A 14634-nucleotide genomic window follows, 5' to 3' on the forward strand; every position below is an offset into this window, starting at 1 on the left:
CAGCGTGTGCAGATGCTGCAGGCGCTCCCGCATTGCTGCCGTTCCTGGAGGGTGCAGCATACTGGGCTCGAGTCACGGCTGGGTCACAGGACAACAATGTCTTTGCTAGGATCGCTTCGTGCAGGCTTTGTTGCGGTGGGCTGATGCACAAAGGCATCGGCAGAAGCTGACCGCTTACGGGTTTACGTGCTCCTAGCTGCCGACCGACCCATTGACGCGCCCTCGCCAATGAAAAGCATTGCGCCAGCTGTCGAAGGTCTTGCCATCGAGATTATCCCAAGCCCTGGCCTGTGCCGTCGCCCAGGCCAGGGCGAGGTTGCACGACACTGCCGGCTTCAATCCTTCGTCCAACCCGGTCAGGATCGGACCGAGCGTGGCCATGCCTGTGCCCAACATGAGCACCGCATCCGCGTCACTGTCGCACAGCTCGCGATATGACGTGAGCACACCGGAGCCCGCCATCGCGTAAATCGGATGGAAGGCCGCGCTTTCCAGTGCTGGGCCCGCCTTGGCGACAACCTCGAACCCGAAGCTTTCCCAATAGGGCAAACACGGCCTGTTCAGCGTCTCAGGGTAGGGTGTCAGTAACGCGATCCGCTTTGCCCCAATGGCGCGCAAAGCGGCAACTGAGGATAGCGCTGCGGTCAGAAAAGGAACGCCAAACCGCGTTTGCATGTCATCGACAATCTCAGCCTCGCGTGCGGCCCCGATCAGATACGACGCACCCGTGCAGGCCGCGGCGATGCAGGTCACTGGTGCATTTGCAAAGCGCGCTGCCGTTTCTCCAAATCGGGTCGTGTAGTCGACCAACCGGTCTTCAATGGTCCCACAGTCAGACACAAGTCGCGCATTGATCAGCGACTGTCCCGGCGGCAGCAACGCCCACATCTCAGGCTCAACGGTCGTGTTGGCTTGCGGTGTCAGCACGCCCCAAAGGCCGTTTGGACCATACTCAACCGTCATCACAGCCACCCCAAAACGCCGGGCAGCCATAAGCTAAGCGCCGGGAACAGGATCAGCACGATCAACCGCACCAGATCGGCCAAAAGGAACGGCGTCACGCCGCGGAATATCGTCCGCAAAGGCAGGTCCCGCGCCATGCCGTGCAACACAAAGACGTTGATCCCGATGGGCGGCGTGATCATCCCCAACTCGATCACAACGATGTTGACGACCCCCCACCAGATCGGATCGTAGCCAAGCCCGATCACCAGCGGATAGACAAACGGCAACGTCAGAACCATCGCTGCAATCGTGTCAAAGATCGACCCGAGGATCAGGAAGAACACCATCAACAGTGCAATCACCGCCAGCGGCGGCAGACCCATCGCTTCGATCCACGCGACGATGGCCGCGGGCAGGCCCGAGAGGGTTGCGAAGTAGGAAAACACCGACGCGCCGATGATGATCACAAAGATCAGACCGGTGTTCGAGGCCGTGTCGCCAAGGCTGGCCAGAAAGCTTTTGCCAGTCAGGCGACGGCGCACCAATGAGATGATGAGCGCCATCGACGCGCCGACCGCCGCCGCTTCGGTAACCGTGAAAATGCCGGAATAAATGCCACCCGACACTGACACGGCCAGCAATACAACGGCCCAGCTGTTGCGCGTCTCGCGGCGGCGCTTCGCCCAGCTTAGCTTCTCACCTCGCGGCGCGGTTTCGGGGTAAAGGCGCACAACGATGCCAATCGCCACGAAGTAAAACACTACCGCCAGCAGCCCCGGCACGACAGCGGCAAGGAACAACGTGATGATCGAGTTCTCGGTCAGGATCGCGTAGAGGATCATCACCACCGACGGCGGCACGATCATCCCCAGCGTGCCACCCGAGGCTATCGCACCCGCAGCCAAGGACCGTGCGTATCCACGTTCGATCATTTGCGGCAGCGCGATCCGCGCCATCGTGGCTGCCGTCGCCACGGACGATCCGCAGATCGCGCCGAACCCGGCGCAGGCCCCGATGGTGGCAAAGATCAACCCGCCGCGGCGGTGGCCAAGAAACGCATAAGCAAGCCGATAGAGTTCGTCCGACAACCCGCCTGCATGCGCAAGGTTGCCCATCAGCAGGAAGAGCGCGATCACGGCCAAGCCTTCGGCTGACATGGCCGAGGATGGCTCGGTCGCCAATAATGTGAGCGCGGGTTCAAAGCCTATAATCAAGCCGGTGCCAACAACGCCGACGACGCCCATTGCAATGCCCACAGGCACTTGCAGAAGGATCAGCACAAACATCGCCGCCAGACCAAGAAGCCCGGTCGTCAAAGGATCGGCGACCATCAGCTGCTCCCGCTTAGTGTATCAAGTTCGGCTTGGGACAGACCTTCGTGGTCGGCGTGTCTCTGTGAAACCGCGGCCCGAAGCCAACTGAGAAAGACATAGAATTGCACCGGCACGCAGGTCGCCATAATGGCCGTTGTGACCCACCACCACGGTGCCAGCGGAATGCCAATCGTGCGCGTCGTGCGCCCGGCATCGGCGTACTTGCCTGTCAGTTTGACGAACTGCCAGGCAAGGATGGCAAAGAAGACCAGCACGACAAAGGCGGCAAATGCCTCAAGCCAGGCGTTCAACCTGCCGCCACCCACTTTGCCGAATACCCGGACGGTGACGTTGGTTTGCCGCAGCAACCCCGCCGGAAAACAGCTGGCGATCACCAGTGGATAGACCACCTCTCCATAATCCTTCAGCCCGTGAATGCGCGGCGCGTTCAGATAGCGCGCCCCGCCGTCGTAAAAGATGAGAAATGCCACGCCCACCAGCCCGGCGAACCCGATCAGGGCCACCGCTTGCGTGATGCGGTCAAGTCGCCGGGCGGTGGCCGTGGGGCCCATCACATCGACCCACGCATTTCGGTCAAGGCCGCAACCGCCGCGTCATACACAGCCTGCCCATTCGGCGTCGCGTCGATCCAAGCCTGATGGACGCCCTGCGCCGCTTCAGCCCATTGCGCAAGCTGCTCATCGGAATACTCGACAATCTCGATCCGGCCTTCTTCGACGATGCCAGCACGGATTTCTTCACCAACGGCGGTGTAGGCTCCGCCACCCATCTCGGCCATGGCCATGCCACCGTGCATCATGATTTTTTCCTGCGCCTCTGCTGGAAGCGCGTCCCACTTGGACTGGTTCATCAGCAGCAAGAACGGGATCGCGCCAGCGGGAACAGCGTGCGCCTGATCCACCAGTGGCAGCGATTTGAAGGTGCGCATCCCGGTCCAACCTTGAACCGCGCCGTCTAGCGTACCCCGGTTCAGCGCCTCGTTCATTTCGGCAGAGCTCAGCGTTTCGGACGCCGCGCCAAGGCTTTCCAGCCACGAGGCGTGGATACCGCCAACCGCCCGGATCTTCATGTTTTCCAAACCGGAAAGATCGTCAGCCTTGGTCTTCATGAAGAGCGCATTCGGTTCGGCAGCAAAAAAGCCGATCACGTGCACACCATCAAAGCCGGTCAGAAGACCTTGTTCGTGCAGCTTCCACCCCACAACACTCGCCTCTTCGGCTGTGCGAAACAGGAAAGGCAGCTCGAACACGCCCATTTCAGGGAACTGCCCGGCAGTATAGGACGGCAGCACCCAGCTGACATCCATCACGCCGTTCTGCACCAGTTCGAACTGCTTGAACGGCGACTTACCAAGCGTCCCACCCCAGAAACCTTGCAGTTTGACGCTGTCCGTGTCGGCGCTGACCGCCTCCATCCACGGCTTGATCACGCGGGCCACACCCACGGACTGTTCAGGCACAAAGGTGCCGATTTTCACAAGGTCCTGCGCGGAAGCTGGCAGCCCTGCCAATGCCACCGCTGCAGCGGCCATCAGTGTCTTGAAGTGTTTCATCACATACTCCTTGTCGGGTTATCCGCCCGTCTCTCCAAGCCGCCGCAAGGGCGGTGGGGTCTTGGGCAGGGTGACGGTTTTTTCCTCGGTGTAGAATGCTTCGCAGGCCGCGCCGCCTTCGCGCCCCACTCCCGAGTTTTTGTAGCCGCCGAATGGCGCGCGCAGTTCGCGCATCATTGGCGTGTTCACCCACACAACGCCCGAACGCAGCCGTTCAGTCATCGACATGACCGTGGGTAGGTGATCGGACCACACATAGGAGACGAGGCCGAACTGCGTGTCATTCGCAATGGACACTGCTTCCTCTGCCGTGTCGAAGGGCAGGAAGGTGGCAAAAGGTCCGAAAATCTCGTCCTGCGCAGTGCGCGCGGCATTGTTGGGCACGCTGACAGCTGTCGGCGAGACAAAGTACCCATTGCCCAGATCGTCGCGCCGCGACCCGCCGGTCAAAAGCGATCCACCATCAGATCGAGCGGTTTCGACAAAGCTCAGGACCCGCATCATGTGCGGATGCGACGCCAGCGGACCAAGCTCTGTCTCGGCAAGCGTCGGATCCCCGACACGGATCTGTTGTGCACGTTCGATGAAGCGACCGACGAAATCGTCAAAGATCGGGCGTTCCACGAGGATTCGCGATCCGGCCAAACACTGCTGCCCATTGTTCGAGAAGATACCCAAAAGCGCGCCATCAAGCGCGCGCTCATAATCGGCACTGGCAAAAATCACATTTGCCGATTTGCCGCCCAATTCCATCGTGGCGGGCACCAAACGCTGCCCCGCTGCCGACATGATCGCGCGCCCTGTCTCTGTTCCGCCGGTAAAGCTGACCAGATCGACACCCGGGTGATCAACTAGCGCGGCACCCGTAACCGGCCCGCGTCCGTTGACAAGCGTCAGCACGCCCTCGGGCAGCACCTCTTGCAACAAGGCAACCAACCTCGCCAGCGCCAGCGGCGTTTGCTCGGACGGCTTAAGAACACAGGTGTTTCCAAACGACAGCGCCGCGGCGATCTTCATCGTGGCCAGCGCCACCGGTGCGTTCCAGGGCGCGATCAACGCCGCCACGCCGACCGGTTCGCGGACTACTGTCGTCATGTAGCCGGGCGTCTGGTCATACCGCTCGCCCGCACGCTGACTGATGTAGTCTGCAAAAAAGCGGAAATTGTAGGCCGCGCGGGCCATGTGCCGCTCTTTCAACTCGCGCAAAAGCAACCCGGTCGCCGCACATTCCAGCCGCGCCAATTCATCGGCATTGTCGCGGATCACCTGTCCGCAGCGTTCGAGAACAGCGATCCGCTCACCAGTGGACAGCCCCGGCCAAGGACCAGTGTCAAAGGCCCGCCGCGCCGCCGTGACGGCGACATCCACCGATGCCGCATCATCCTCAACCAGCACCGAGATTTGCTGCCCCGTCGCTGGGTAAAAGACCGGCAGGTCAGGACCACCACCCGGCGTTGCGCGGTCTCCGGCCCAGCCGGTAACACGTGAGGGCGGCGTGATCGGCAGTTCAAAACGAGGATGTTCAGTCATGGCATATACGTGCCTCCGTTCACGTGAAGCACTTGTCCGGTCATGTAGCGGGACGCATCCGACAAAAGAAAAAGGATCGGCCCGGTGATATCCAACGGCTCTGCGATGCGCCCTAGGGGAATCGCACGAGCATAGGCGTCGAGATCAAGGCGAACCTGCTGATCCTCATCCGACCGCCCGGTCCCACCGCGCAGGAACGCCGTGTCGACCGCGGACGGCGCGACGGCATTCACCCGGATGTCGGGGGCCAGTTCCAGCGCAAGCTGCCGGGTCAAAGCCGCAATCCCGGCCTTGGCGACGGCGTAGGGCCCATAGCCCGGGCGGGCGAAGTGCCCCAAGCCGGACCCTGTCATCACGAACGAACCGCCTTTGCCCAGCTTTCGGTGCAATACCCGCGCGGCTTTGAAGCTCGCGGTCAGATTTCCGCTCAGAACTTCCTCCCACCTGTCGGTCTCCGTCTCGGCCACCGGTTGGTTGTCCGACATGAAACCCGACAGGTTGACCAATCCCACGAGATCCGAGGGCAACGCGTCCGTCGCGCGCGCGAGGTCTGCTTCGGATGTCGCGTCGGCTGGAATGGCAGAGACCGGAGGCGGATGTGCCTCGATCGATTGCGGCAAGTCCACGACATGAACATCGTAGCCCGCGTTCACCGCCTCGCTGACCAAAACGCGCCCGATGCCGCCGCACCCTCCAAGAACTGCCAGTGACCCGGTCATGCCAGCGCCTCCGACCGTCGAAGCCCGTCGATCATCGAAGAGCGCAACAGAAATTCGCGGGCTTTCACCGGATCAGCGGCGGTCTCCTGCAAGCTTTGCAGATAGGCACGGCGCTCTGTTTCGTCGGTGGTGTTCATCCGTGCGCGGTTCTTGTCGGCTTGTGCCACGATATCATCGCGCGCGATGGGGCGACGCCGGGCCTCGTAGGCGTCCAGCCGCGCGGGATCACCGCCGTTGGCAACCTCGATCAACAGGTCAGCCAGACACCACGCGTCATGGATGCCTCCGTTCATGCCCATACCGCCCTTGGGACTGTTCAGGTGCGCTGCATCGCCCGCAATGAACATCCGGTCCTTCCGGTACTGCGTGGCCACGCGCCGGTGCACCCGGTAGATACGCTTTTCCACGATGTCGATGTCGCCTGCTTGCGGCAGAACTTCACGCGTTTGCGCGCGGATTGATGCGTCTTCCAACGCGTCTTCCGGGCTTTGCCCATCGGTAGGATGGAGCGAAATCCGCCAGAGGTCGGGCAACCGCAGCAAGGAATACGTCCCGCCCGGTTTCCAGATGTAATTGACGCCAGACAGGCCGCTCAGGTGGTCTTCGAACGGAAAATGAGTTGTCACAAGGATCGTGTTTTCAGGGTACGTCGCCCCCTCGAACTCCGCGCCAATCGCCTCGCGCACCAAACTCCGGGCACCGTCACATCCGATCAGCACACTGCCGCGCACAACCGCATCGTTCACCGTGATCGATACGCCGGATTCGTTCTGCGCGACGGCGGTCACGGGTGATCCGAAATGAACCGTACCGTCTGGAAGTCGCGCCGCCAGCGCCCGGCTCAACAAGGCTTGTCGACACTGCAATCTGTACGGGTGTCCGGTGTCTTCGCTTAGAACGGCAAGGTCGAATTCGGCGCGGTCGCCTGTTGTGTGCATCCGAATCTGCCATGTCGGTGTGATACGCCCCGCCGCGATCAGCTCGGCGGTGATTCCACTTTCATCGAAATAGTCGAGCGTTGGCGGATGGAACGTTGAGGCGCGCAATTGATCCGCGATTTCGTCTTCGGCTTCAAACACTTGTACCGGCAGACCCGACTGCGACAGCCGCCACGCAAGGGTCAACCCAACTGGCCCTGCGCCCACGATCAGTATCGGTTGCCGTGTCAAATCCACCCCGGTGTCCCCTTTCAGCGTGCAAAGATGTTATTATAGTGTATCATTATAGCAATAGTCTTCTTGTGAACCGGATAACCTTTCCAATGCCGATGCCCCAGTCCACGCCAATGCCGCTCGACACTGCCAGTGGTGTCCCGCTGTATCGGCAGATCGTTGTGATCCTGACCAGCCGGATGAACGCCGGCACGCTCCGCCCCGGCGATTCGGTTCCGGGCGAAGCAGCGGTCTGTGAAGAATTCGGCGTCTCGCGTATCACGGCGCGACGTGCTCTGAATGAACTTGCCGCCATGGGCCGCGTGATCCGGGAACGCGGCAAGGGCACCCGCGTGCTGCCTTTCGAAAGGGCTCCGGCCCCGATGACGGCATCCATTGACGGCTTGCTTGAAAACGTCGGCCATATGGGACGCACGACAACGGTCCAGGTTCTGGACTCCCGGTATCTGCCAGCCACGGCAGACGTTGCCGAAGTTCTGGAGCTGCAGGAGGGCGCGACAGTGCAACGGGCGGTGCGGGTGCGCGCCTTGGGTGGCGCGCCGATGTCTTACCTCGTTACAATCGTACCGGAAGACATCGGCCGACGCATCGAAGGCAAAGACCTGTCGCAGACACCGCTGCTTTTGTTGCTCGAAGATGCCGGCGTTCCGGTGGCTTCGGCGACGCAAACCATCAGCGCAACGGTCGCGGACGCCGAAGTTGCGCGCGCCTTATCGGTTGCGGCGGGCTTCCCCTTGATCGAGGTGAACCGGCTGGTCCGCGACGAAACCGACCGCCCAGTCGAAATGATCCGCGTGCTCTACCGGCCCGAACTCTACCGTTTCGAAATTTCCATGCGCCGCGTCACAGCCGAGGCCGGTCGCACATGGCAATCCGACGCGCCAGACCGCCTGCGCAGCCTCTGAAGCGCGACCCATTCGCAGTGGTTGAGGTTCACTCAAAGCCAGCTTAACTACTCCTAACAAGTCTGACTTGCAGGCGCAGCGAACTTCCGCTTCCCGCCCCTCGAGACGGTGCCCGTCTGGCCGCCGAACGGCCCATTGCTGCCATTGCCGATTTAGTCAATCGCTGCGGCGCAGCTTCACCAGACAGGACTCTCGCGGCAACCGCAAAATCGAGTGTACTGCGAACTGGTGGTCTGCGGACGAAGGCGACTTTCGTCCTCATCGAAGCTTGACCTGTCTATAGCTTCACACCTTAGGAATGGTCTCGACGGTCGAGAATCGGTGTGAGCGGACAGGGCGGCGGATGTATCAGATTTCGGAACTTGCGGAGAGCGTGGGCCTGTCGCGCGCGACGCTGCTCTATTACGAGAAGCTCGGGCTGCTGACGGGAAAGCGACAGGCAAACGGGTATCGAGTCTACACGGATGCCGACCGACAGCGCCTGCGCCTCATGCAGCAGCTTCAGGCCGGTGGCCTCAGCTTGCAGGAGTGCCAGGCCTGCCTCGATGGCAAACTCGATCATGACATGATGGGCCAGCGGCTCGAAACGCTGGAGCGCGAGATCGCCGAGAAGACGCGGGCGCGCGACCTGCTCGCAGCGCTTCTGGGGCGCGGCAGCCTGAAGGACTGGCACGAGGAGGTCGAGCGGGTGGCGCCCGATCTGCATCGCGCCTGGCTCATGGCACAGGGGTTTTCCAGCGAGGAGGCCGCGCGTCTCGCGTGGCTATCGAAGGACATGAATGCACATGACGATTACATGGCGGTCTTCATGGAGGTGTTCTCCGGGCTCGACTGCTGGGGACCGGCGACCGAGGCCGCAACGTTAAAGGCCCTGGCCATGGTCCCCTTCGCGCCGAAGAGCATCCTCGAGATTGGCTGCGGCCCTGGCATGGCAACGATGAGTCTAGCCGAGGCCACCGATGCCCGGATCCTGACGACGGACACGGACGAGGGCGCGCTGGACAGGCTGCGCGACAGGGTGGTGGCAAAGGGCCTCGGCGAGAGGGTCGAGGTGCGCAACGTGGACATGGCGCAGCTGCCCGCGCCGGAGCAGCAGTGGGACGTGATCTGGGCCGAGGGCAGCGCCTATATCATCGGCGTCGAGCGCGCGATGCGTGACTGGAAGCGGCTGTTGCGCCCCGGCGGCGTGCTGGTGTTCTCCGAGATGGTCTGGCGGACCGATGCGCCCTCGGAAGACCTGCGCGCGTACTGGGCCTCGGAATACCCTGCGATGACGCGGGTTCCCGTCCGGCTCGAACAGGCGAAACAGGCCCGCTACCGCGTGCTGGGGCATTTCGACATGGGGCGGGAGGCGATGGACAGCTACTACCAGCCCTTGGAGGCGCGCGTCGCGGAGATGGAGACGCAGCTGGCGGGCAGTCGCGTTCTCGATGACCTGCGCGCGGAACTGGCCACTTACCGCGCCTGCGACGGGATCGTGAGCTTCGAGATGTTCGTGCTGCAGAAGCCCTGACGGGCAGCTTGAGACCAATTTCCAACAACCGGCAGGTTCAGCCTGCCGATGGAGACATGATGATGGACTTTTCAACGGACTACGAGACCAAGGCGGACGCGATCGCGGACCTGTTCGCGTCGAGCTTCACTGCCTCCGAGGGTGTGGAGGAGGGTGCGCTGATCGGCGCCCTCGCGCGTCGCCTGATCGCCGAAACCCCCAGTGAGGACCTGCGCGTGTTCACCGCCTGGGAGGAAGGCATGCTCGTCGGCGGCATCTTCTTCACGCGCCTTACCTACGAGGGCGATCCGCGCACGGTCTTCATGATGGCCCCCGTGGCGGTGGCGACCGAACGGCAAGGCCAGGGAATCGGGCAGCGTCTGATCGCCCACGGCCTCGATGCGCTCCGGCAGGAGAGCGTGGACATCGCCGTGACCTACGGCGATCCGGCCTTCTACGGCCGCGTGGGCTTCGAGCCTGTCTCGGCGGCCGACCTGCCGGCGCCCCAGCCGCTCAACCAGCCGCAGGGCTGGATCGCCCAGTCCCTGACCGAGGCGCCGCTGACGCCGCTACGCGGCCCTGCCCGTTGCGTTGCCGCCTTCGACGACCCCGCGCTCTGGTAGGTCCATGGTCCGCGACTACTCCGCCTTCCTGCCAGGTGGCACTCCGGCGCGCCGCGAGCCCGCGGCGCTGGAACGCCTCGTTTGGGGCCCTGCCTTCGCAAGCCAGATCGACGCAGACGCCCTGACCGCGACGCCCCCGGTGCGTGTCGTTGCCGTGCACCGCAGCGGCTTGCAGGTGGCGGGCGACGGGATCGACGAGACCATCCCGCCGGGACTGGACGCCACGGTGGGCGACTGGCTGCTCTACGATTGCGAGCGGCCCCGGTCGAGCCGGGTGCTGGAGCGCAACAGCCTGATCAAGCGCCGCGCGCCGGGCACGGGGCGCGAGGTGCAGCTGATCGCGGCGAACATCGACACCGTCTTCGTCGTCACCTCCTGCAACGCGGATTTCAATGTGGCGCGGCTGGAGCGCTACGTCGCGCTCGCCTTCGAGGCCGGGAGCGAGCCCGTAATCGTCCTGACCAAGGCCGATCTCACCGAAGACACCGCGCCCTATGTAGAAGGGGCACGGAAGGTATCGGACCGGGTGCCGGTGGTGGCGCTTGACGCCCGTGGCGAAGAACCGGCGGAGGCGCTGGCTGATTGGTGCAAACCGGGACGAACGGTCGCGTTTCTGGGCTCCTCTGGGGTCGGCAAGTCGACCCTCGCCAACGCGCTTCTCGGCACTCAGGCCATCGCCACCCAAGGCATCCGCGAGGACGACGCAAGGGGCCGGCACACCACGACGCGGCGCGAGTTGCACGCCATGCCCGGCGGCTGCCTCGTCCTCGACACGCCGGGCATGCGCGAATTGCAGCTGACCGACGCCGCCACCGGCATCGCCGATGTTTTCGAGGACATTGAAGCGCTTACCAGCCGCTGCCGCTTCACCGACTGTCGTCACGAGACCGAGCCTGGCTGCGCCGTCCAGGCCGCGATCGAAGACGGCAGTCTCGATCCTGCCCGCTTCAACCGCTGGCGCAAGCTGCAGGCGGAGGATGCGTTCAATTCGGCCAGCCTAGCGGAACGCCGCGAAAAGGACCGCGCCTTTCGCAAGCTCGTGCGCAGCGCGGTGAAGGCGAAATCGGATCGAGAAAGATAGGTCCGAGTCCCACTAAGCCGGTCCGCTCCGGGCTCGAAGCGGTCACACGGCGACGCAGAGCAGAGTCCGAGTTCAGGGTGGTCTGAATGTCGGCTTCCAACTTCCCACCTTGGATGGCTCGCTGCGGCGGCGAAGGTCGGCTCTCCGCCCTGAATGACACATGCTGCACCTGCGAATGTCATGACTTTCGTCTCGTTGTGTACAGCGGTCGCTGTCGCTCCGCCTCTACGGGGTTACTGCCCACCTTGCGCGCACACAGGCCCATGGATTACTCATTAGGCCATCAACCGTGTCAACGCCATGTCAACGGACGTACGTCATTTTGAGTCGATCTGTTGGGGTGAATACTTGCGAACGTCTGCCAGTGTAATGAGTGGATTTTTGTGAATTCAAACACTTGTCGGCTATGCTGTTGAAATTACTAACCAATTGGATTCATTGAATTATGGGCTCATAACCTGAAGGTCGTAGGTTCAAATCCTACCCCCGCAACCAAAATCTACAAATATTTCAAACGCTTGCGTGATGGTAATCTGATACCCCACGCTATTTTGCGGTTTACGTCAACGCCACGTCAACACCGCTCCAGAAAAACAACATTCGTCCACAATCGCGTGCGTTCGCATACGGCCCACGCGCACTCGCCGACATTCAACCCTCCCAAAATCGACGTTGGCCGCTTCCATGACGGTTACCTTATTCAGTAAATGTGGGGTTTTGATCTGATCGAATCTCATCGTTTTTACCGTTTGCGATAAATTTCTGTGAAAGCCCCATGGGGTCTCCATCCTTGTATAAAGCGGAAGGGTGAAGCTCTTGGTCAATGGTGAGAGATGATCTGGGCCGCGTTACCCGCGAGGTCCGGAGCGACCGGACTATTAGCCTTGAACAGTTAGCGCTGCTGACAGGTATCTGCGCACCTGCTTTGTCCGAAATCGAAAATGAACAGCGTGACCCACGGATAGCAACTCTCAACCGGATCGCTGAAGCGTTACCTGTGCCTCTTGCATTTTTGAATGCCGGCCGGGTGGGCGTCGCAGCGCGCGCCGGAAAGTTGAGATAAGCAGGCTACGATGTCGAAGAATAGGAGTGACCTCATGGTGCGGTTGGGGAATCGCCCATCTTGTCACAGCGCCGTGTGATGTGTAGATGACTAAGTCATACTTGAGGCTTCGCCATGACAGTCAAAACCACGCTCAGTTTCACAGATCGCCATCATCGTTTCCTGACTGACAAAGTAGGTGAGGGCGTCTTCGCCTCGCAGAGCGCAGCTGTAGCGGCAGCGCTTGAACAGATGATCCGGGATGAAGAAGAGCGCGGGATTGCGCTTAATGCCATGGCAGATGAAATCCGCGCGCGCATGCGAACACCAAATGCGGAATATGTAGATCCCGAGGACGCCTTTGCGGCGGCGCGCGCCCGTATCGGCGTCGTGCGGCAGGGATGACATATCGAATCCGGTTTCACCCGGCTGTCGCGGATGACTTGGCATCGATCGTGGAGCTGATCGCCGATTACGCTGGGCCGGAAGCGGCCGAGCGGCGGCTTTCAGAGATTGAGGCCGTAATTTCCAGTCTGGCTGACACTCCTCTGAAAGGCAGCGTTCGCTCAGAAATCGCTCTGGGTCTTCGCGCGATACCGGCAGGACGCAAGGCGGTCATTGCCTTTACTGTCAACGAGGCCGAGCGCGAGGTCTTGGTGCATGCCATCGGTTATGCTGGTTCGGACTGGATCGCGCGCAGCACCGCGCGGGGGCGTTAGGGGATGGCGAAGGCAGCAGCACATAAATGGGCGTTCAAGCCGGGCATGCGGGCGGGCACTTACAGCTGGCGGTCATCGTCCAAGGCCATTGAACGTCTGAAATCCGCAAGCTCAGAAATTCGGGCTGTTGCACGGGTCGATCCTGTGACAGCGGCAGAGGGTGTCATAGCGCTTGCGGAGCGCATCTGGCGAGCCTTCGAGCATATCGACTCGTCGTCGGGCGCGCTAGGCAATGCCGTGCGCCGGACGCTCGAGGGATTGCTGCCGGTCCTCATCGATGCGCCCGCTGATGAAAAAACTCGCGCGAAATGGCTTGAACAACTGCGCGAGGCGATCGAAGACGACGATGTGGATTATCTCGCGCCGATCGCAGACCGATTTGGCCAAATCGCAGCTTATCCTGCGCTGATGAGCCTTCACGCCGACCGGGACCTCGAAATGATCGAGGCAGCTTGGTCCGACCACATGCATTTTATTCATGTGCCAACGGGGACGTTGACGCTGTCCTGCTTGTTAGAGGCTGGGCGGTATGACGAGTTGCTGGAGCTTCTTGAGCGGAAAAAGACACGCCTCTGGTTTGATGAGAAATTTGGCGCCGAGGCACTGCTGCGCCAAGGACGCGAGGATGACGCTCTTGCCCGTGCTGAGGCATTGCTCCTGGATCAGCGTCGACAATGGGGCCATGTCGAGATTGCTGCGTTCTGTGAACGCATTCTCGTAAGTCAGGGCCGCGAGGAAGAAGCCTATCGCCGCTTTGGCCTGCCCTCGGTCTCGGGCAACACCTATCTCGCGATGTGGCGCGATCTGGTGAAGCGTTACCCCGACCTCGACGCGCGCCGAATCCTCGAGGATTTGATCGACACGCATGGATCGAAGGGAAAGTGGTTCGCCGCCGCGAAGACAGCGCGGTTCCTCGATATCGCGCTTGACTGTGCCGCACATCACGATGCGGCACCTGCGACCCTGATCCGCGCAGCACGGGACCTGAAACTCAAGGAACCGGGCTTCGCAATGGCGGTCGCTTTGCAGGCCATTCGGCATCTGCTCGAGGGCCGTGGGTATGAGCCGAGCCCGATCGACATCGATGACGCCGTTGAGCACCTGATGGTAGCGGCTGCGCGTCTTGACGAGGTGGATCAGGCGCGGCAAGCGCTTCAGCGAATTGCAGGGACCGCGCTTTCGGCGGGGCTGATGGCCGAAAGGCTGGCGTGGAATATTGCGGCCCTTTCGGAAGCAGATCGCGACGGCTGACTCAGCTAGGCCGCTAGTTTGCCGCCGAGCCACTCATCCAGCTTCGACCAGCGCCGCCGCACCGAGATATTTTTCGCCAAGATCGCCCCGGCCTTCGTCTGGCAAACGCGAACGATAAGCTTCTTGCCCGGTATTATCCCGGTATAGATCTGGTTGCGCTGCAGCATTGGGTAGTGCTGTGTCACGATTGGAATGACCACGGCGGGATATTCCGCCCATCCCTCTTGTAGAGGGTCGTGGCATAGGCTGGGACCAGCGTATCGTAGGGT

General features: G+C 61.8%; 16 protein-coding genes. 8 read left to right on the forward strand and 8 right to left on the reverse strand.

Annotation, left to right across the window (positions count from 1 at the left end; translation table 11 throughout):
- Positions 1-192: 192 nt before the first annotated feature.
- From ACK3EW_RS22295 to ACK3EW_RS22325, 7 genes are read right to left on the reverse strand one after another with little or no spacing between them, the layout of a single operon-like run.
- On the reverse strand, positions 193-963 hold the full coding sequence (locus tag ACK3EW_RS22295) for a maleate cis-trans isomerase family protein (protein ID WP_493807922.1): 771 nt from the start codon (positions 961-963) through the stop codon (positions 193-195).
- Entirely contained in the window at positions 963-2276 is a 1314-nt protein-coding gene (locus tag ACK3EW_RS22300) for a TRAP transporter large permease (protein WP_493807923.1), read from the reverse strand. The genes ACK3EW_RS22295 and ACK3EW_RS22300 overlap by 1 nt, the downstream gene beginning before the upstream one ends.
- Positions 2276-2830, reverse strand: coding sequence for a TRAP transporter small permease (locus tag ACK3EW_RS22305; protein WP_493807924.1), 555 nt, complete (start codon positions 2828-2830; stop codon positions 2276-2278). The genes ACK3EW_RS22300 and ACK3EW_RS22305 overlap by 1 nt, the downstream gene beginning before the upstream one ends.
- Positions 2830-3831, reverse strand: a complete 1002-nt coding sequence (locus ACK3EW_RS22310) for a TRAP transporter substrate-binding protein (RefSeq protein ID WP_493807925.1) — start codon at positions 3829-3831, stop codon at positions 2830-2832. Before ACK3EW_RS22310 ends, ACK3EW_RS22305 begins: the two co-directional genes overlap by 1 nt.
- Positions 3832-3849: 18 nt before the next feature.
- Complete coding sequence (locus tag ACK3EW_RS22315) at positions 3850-5361, reverse strand: aldehyde dehydrogenase (protein ID WP_493807926.1); 1512 nt, start codon at positions 5359-5361, stop codon at positions 3850-3852.
- Entirely contained in the window at positions 5358-6080 is a 723-nt protein-coding gene (locus tag ACK3EW_RS22320; RefSeq protein WP_493807927.1) for an SDR family NAD(P)-dependent oxidoreductase, read from the reverse strand. Before ACK3EW_RS22320 ends, ACK3EW_RS22315 begins: the two co-directional genes overlap by 4 nt.
- The gene (locus ACK3EW_RS22325; protein ID WP_493807928.1) at positions 6077-7255 is read right to left on the reverse strand and encodes an FAD-dependent oxidoreductase; all 1179 of its coding nucleotides are present in this window, start codon (positions 7253-7255) and stop codon (positions 6077-6079) included. The genes ACK3EW_RS22320 and ACK3EW_RS22325 overlap by 4 nt, the downstream gene beginning before the upstream one ends.
- Positions 7256-7341: 86 nt before the next feature.
- Here ACK3EW_RS22325 and ACK3EW_RS22330 point away from each other — a divergent pair, with 86 nt between their 5' ends.
- From ACK3EW_RS22330 to ACK3EW_RS22365, 8 genes are all read left to right on the forward strand, one after another.
- Positions 7342-8157: a GntR family transcriptional regulator gene (locus ACK3EW_RS22330; RefSeq protein ID WP_493807929.1), complete on the forward strand. Its 816-nt coding sequence runs from the start codon at positions 7342-7344 to the stop codon at positions 8155-8157.
- 343 nt (positions 8158-8500) lie between these two features.
- Entirely contained in the window at positions 8501-9670 is a 1170-nt protein-coding gene (locus ACK3EW_RS22335) for a MerR family transcriptional regulator (protein ID WP_493807930.1), read from the forward strand.
- Positions 9671-9726: 56 nt separating this feature from the next.
- Complete coding sequence (locus ACK3EW_RS22340) at positions 9727-10272, forward strand: GNAT family N-acetyltransferase (RefSeq protein ID WP_493807931.1); 546 nt, start codon at positions 9727-9729, stop codon at positions 10270-10272.
- A gap of 4 nt (positions 10273-10276) precedes the next feature.
- Positions 10277-11353 carry a ribosome small subunit-dependent GTPase A gene (gene rsgA, locus ACK3EW_RS22345; RefSeq protein WP_493807932.1) on the forward strand — a complete coding sequence of 359 codons (1077 nt, stop codon included), beginning with the start codon at positions 10277-10279 and terminating at the stop codon, positions 11351-11353.
- Positions 11354-12176: 823 nt separating this feature from the next.
- Positions 12177-12416, forward strand: a complete 240-nt coding sequence (locus tag ACK3EW_RS22350) for a helix-turn-helix domain-containing protein (RefSeq protein ID WP_493807933.1) — start codon at positions 12177-12179, stop codon at positions 12414-12416.
- A 114-nt stretch (positions 12417-12530) separates the two neighbouring features.
- Positions 12531-12800 (forward strand): hypothetical protein, encoded by a 270-nt coding sequence (locus tag ACK3EW_RS22355; RefSeq protein ID WP_493807934.1) that lies wholly within the window; start codon positions 12531-12533, stop codon positions 12798-12800.
- A complete protein-coding gene (locus ACK3EW_RS22360; protein WP_493807935.1) occupies positions 12797-13114 on the forward strand; it encodes a type II toxin-antitoxin system RelE/ParE family toxin in 318 nt (105 codons plus the stop codon). Before ACK3EW_RS22355 ends, ACK3EW_RS22360 begins: the two co-directional genes overlap by 4 nt.
- Before the next feature lie 3 nt (positions 13115-13117).
- A complete protein-coding gene (locus ACK3EW_RS22365; protein ID WP_493807936.1) occupies positions 13118-14365 on the forward strand; it encodes a hypothetical protein in 1248 nt (415 codons plus the stop codon).
- Positions 14366-14370: 5 nt separating this feature from the next.
- On the opposite strand, the gene ACK3EW_RS22370 is transcribed toward ACK3EW_RS22365, so the two are convergent.
- Positions 14371-14532: a hypothetical protein gene (locus ACK3EW_RS22370; protein WP_493807937.1), complete on the reverse strand. Its 162-nt coding sequence runs from the start codon at positions 14530-14532 to the stop codon at positions 14371-14373.
- Positions 14533-14634 lie beyond the last annotated feature (102 nt).

The organism is Marivita sp. NO-S04 (genome assembly GCF_059070475.1).

Excerpts from the sequence above, each read along its gene's own strand:
- ACK3EW_RS22320 (WP_493807927.1), bottom strand. The coding sequence starts at position 6,080 with ATGACCGGGTCACTGGCAGTTCTTGGAGGGTGCGGCGGCATCGGGCGC.
- ACK3EW_RS22335 (WP_493807930.1), top strand. The coding sequence starts at position 8,501 with ATGTATCAGATTTCGGAACTTGCGGAGAGCGTGGGCCTGTCGCGCGCG.
- ACK3EW_RS22360 (WP_493807935.1), top strand. The coding sequence starts at position 12,797 with ATGACATATCGAATCCGGTTTCACCCGGCTGTCGCGGATGACTTGGCA.
- ACK3EW_RS22355 (WP_493807934.1), top strand. The coding sequence starts at position 12,531 with ATGACAGTCAAAACCACGCTCAGTTTCACAGATCGCCATCATCGTTTC.
- rsgA (WP_493807932.1), top strand. The coding sequence starts at position 10,277 with ATGGTCCGCGACTACTCCGCCTTCCTGCCAGGTGGCACTCCGGCGCGC.
- ACK3EW_RS22315 (WP_493807926.1), bottom strand. The coding sequence starts at position 5,361 with ATGACTGAACATCCTCGTTTTGAACTGCCGATCACGCCGCCCTCACGT.
- ACK3EW_RS22300 (WP_493807923.1), bottom strand. The coding sequence starts at position 2,276 with ATGGTCGCCGATCCTTTGACGACCGGGCTTCTTGGTCTGGCGGCGATG.
- ACK3EW_RS22310 (WP_493807925.1), bottom strand. The coding sequence starts at position 3,831 with ATGAAACACTTCAAGACACTGATGGCCGCTGCAGCGGTGGCATTGGCA.
- ACK3EW_RS22305 (WP_493807924.1), bottom strand. The coding sequence starts at position 2,830 with ATGGGCCCCACGGCCACCGCCCGGCGACTTGACCGCATCACGCAAGCG.
- ACK3EW_RS22340 (WP_493807931.1), top strand. The coding sequence starts at position 9,727 with ATGATGATGGACTTTTCAACGGACTACGAGACCAAGGCGGACGCGATC.
- ACK3EW_RS22365 (WP_493807936.1), top strand. The coding sequence starts at position 13,118 with ATGGCGAAGGCAGCAGCACATAAATGGGCGTTCAAGCCGGGCATGCGG.
- ACK3EW_RS22330 (WP_493807929.1), top strand. The coding sequence starts at position 7,342 with ATGCCGATGCCCCAGTCCACGCCAATGCCGCTCGACACTGCCAGTGGT.
- ACK3EW_RS22350 (WP_493807933.1), top strand. The coding sequence starts at position 12,177 with ATGGTGAGAGATGATCTGGGCCGCGTTACCCGCGAGGTCCGGAGCGAC.
- ACK3EW_RS22370 (WP_493807937.1), bottom strand. The coding sequence starts at position 14,532 with ATGCTGCAGCGCAACCAGATCTATACCGGGATAATACCGGGCAAGAAG.
- ACK3EW_RS22295 (WP_493807922.1), bottom strand. The coding sequence starts at position 963 with ATGACGGTTGAGTATGGTCCAAACGGCCTTTGGGGCGTGCTGACACCG.